Genomic DNA, 2,413 nt, shown 5'->3' with positions numbered 1-2,413 from the left:
CCGTGGTGCTCGGGCAGCACAGGGTCATGTTGTGGAACGGGGTGATCAGGATGCCGCGGTTGATCAGGTACAGGTGCAGGGCCATCTGCAGCTCGTCGTGGAAGGCCGCCTCGGCCTCGGCACCGGTCCTCGGCGGCGCCGCACAGAACTGGAACTCGCAACGCGCGCCCAGTTCGCTCACCGACCACTTGAGCTCGTGCTTGTCGATCAGCGAACGGAAGCCGTCGGCCAGGCGCTTGGCCAGCGGCAACATATGCGCGTAGGCGGCCGGGGTCATCACCTGTTCCAGGTTGGCGCGCATGCAGTGCATGGCCAGGGCGTTGGCCGACAGGGTGGTGCCCATGCCGCTGTGCCCATGGCCGTGGCCGCCCTCGCTGGCGTGCTGGCGCGCTGCGGTCATGGCCGCCGCCATCGCCGCGCTGCAGCCGAACACGCCGCACGGCACGCCGCCGGCGATCGGCTTGCCGAGCACGAAGAAGTCCGGGTCGAGGTTCCACAGCCGGGTGCAGCCACCGATATCGGTGGAGATGGTGTGGGTCTCGTCGATGATCAGCAGCGCGCCGTATTTCTTGGTCAGCTCGCGGCACTGCTGCATAAAGCCCGGCTCGGGCAAGACCATGCCGATATTGGTCATCGCCGGCTCGCACAGCAGGGCGCAGACATCGCCCTGGGCCAGCGCGGCTTCCAGCGCTTCGACATCGTTGAACGGGATGGCGCGGCTGTACTGGGTCAGGTCGTAGGCCTGGCCGACCAGGCCGCTGCGCGGCACGGTCGCGCCGTCGCGCTGGCGCACCATCACGTCGTCGACCGTGCCGTGGTAGCAGCCGTCGAACACCAGCAGGGTCTTGCGCCCGGTGATCGCCCGCGCCCAGCGCAGCACGTAGCGGTTGGAGTCGGTGGCGGTGGCGGTGACCTGCCAGAACGGCAGGCCGAAGCGCGCGGCCAGCAGCTCGCCGCAGACCACCGCGTCCTCGCCCGGCAGCATGCTGGTCAGGCCGTTGTTGCCCTGCTCGGCGATGGCCCGGGCGATCGGCTCCGGCGAATGGCCGAACATGCTGCCGGTGTCGCCCAGGCAGAAGTCGAGGTACTCGTGGCCGTCGACGTCATAGAAGCGCGCGCCCTTGGCGCGCTCGACGAACAGCGGCACCGGGGTCGACCAGTCGGCCATCCAGTGCATCGGCACGCCGCCGTACAGGGAGTGCCGTGCCCGCTCGGCCAGGGCCACGGACTTGGGGTTGCGCGCGATGAAGCGCTCCCGCTCGCGGTCGGCGAAAGTCCCAACGGCGGCTGGGCTGATACCACTGGCAGTCATGTTGAACACCTCGTTCGAATATCTGCACATGGTTGTTTGTGATCACAAATAAGTCAATAGGTGTTATTTTGTCAGTATTGCAGTAGGTTTTTCTGAATCTGTGATCACATGAGTAAGGTGAATGGACAATCTGCAGCACGTGGCCCTGGTCAGCGGGGCCGGCAGCGATAGCGGTATCGGCATGGCCATCGCCCGCCGCTTGGGCCGTGCGGGCGTGCGCGTGCTGCTCACGGCCAGCAGCGCGCGGGTCGAGCAGCGCGCCGCCGAATTGTGCGCCGAAGGAATTGAAGCACGGGCCCGCGCCGCCGACCTGACCGACGAGCAACAGGTGGCCGAGCTGGTCGAATGGGCCCAGGCGCAGTGGGGGCTGCTCGACATCCTGGTGAACAATGCCGGCATGGCCATGCAGGGCAGCCCAGAGCCGTTTGCCGAGTTGGACGAGATGGACCTGGCCACCTGGAACCTGTCCATCGCGCGCAACCTGGGCACCGCCTTCCTGCTCACCCGCGGCGTATTGCCAGGCATGCGGGCACGCGGCTACGGACGCATCGTCAATATCAGCTCGACCACCGGCACCCGCGGCAGCAACCGCGGCGAGGCGGCCTACAGCGCGGCCAAGGCCGGCATGCTCGGCCTGTCCATGGGCCTGGCGCTGGAAGTGGCCAAGCAGGGCATCACGGTCAACAGCGTGGCGCCCGGCTGGATCGCCACCGGCTCGAGCACCGAGGAGGAGCACCATGCCGCCGAGTACACGCCGCTCGGCCGCGCCGGTCGCCCTGAAGAAGTCGCGGCGGCGGTGGCGTTCCTGGCCTCCCGCGAGGCCAGCTATATCACCGGCGAAGTTATAGTCGTCGATGGTGGCAACTGCCTGATCGAGAACAAGGCCCCCTAGGGTGCGCCGTGCGCACCAGGCAGCCCGAGTCGAGTCACGGTGCGCACGGCGCACCCTACGCCAAAACCCAACAAGGAAATCAAGATGCGTGACTGCCTGCTGACCCTCAGCCAACTGCCTGCCCCGCCGGCCCGTGGGTAAATGACCATGGCCGACAATCTGCAGGACCAGCTCTACCAACGAATTCGTGAAGGCCTGCTGGCCGGGCG

General features: G+C 67.3%; 2 protein-coding genes. One reads left to right on the top strand and one right to left on the bottom strand.

Annotation, left to right across the window (positions count from 1 at the left end; all coding sequences use genetic code 11):
• On the bottom strand, positions 1-1,312 hold a 1,312-nt coding region (locus V6M63_RS18400; RefSeq protein WP_332744181.1), incomplete at its 3' end, for an aspartate aminotransferase family protein.
• 121 nt (positions 1,313-1,433) lie between these two features.
• Between V6M63_RS18400 and V6M63_RS18395 the strand changes: the two genes are divergently transcribed.
• Positions 1,434-2,204 (top strand): SDR family NAD(P)-dependent oxidoreductase, encoded by a 771-nt coding sequence (locus V6M63_RS18395; RefSeq protein WP_332744179.1) that lies wholly within the window; start codon positions 1,434-1,436, stop codon positions 2,202-2,204.
• The last annotated feature ends 209 nt before the right edge of the window (positions 2,205-2,413 follow it).

This window comes from Hydrogenophaga sp. (genome assembly GCF_036675665.1).
Lineage (GTDB): Bacteria > Pseudomonadota > Gammaproteobacteria > Burkholderiales > Burkholderiaceae_C > Hydrogenophaga.
This window is presented reverse-complemented; position numbering and strand designations above follow the sequence as displayed.

Excerpts from the sequence above, each read along its gene's own strand:
- V6M63_RS18395 (WP_332744179.1), top strand. The coding sequence starts at position 1,434 with ATGGACAATCTGCAGCACGTGGCCCTGGTCAGCGGGGCCGGCAGCGAT.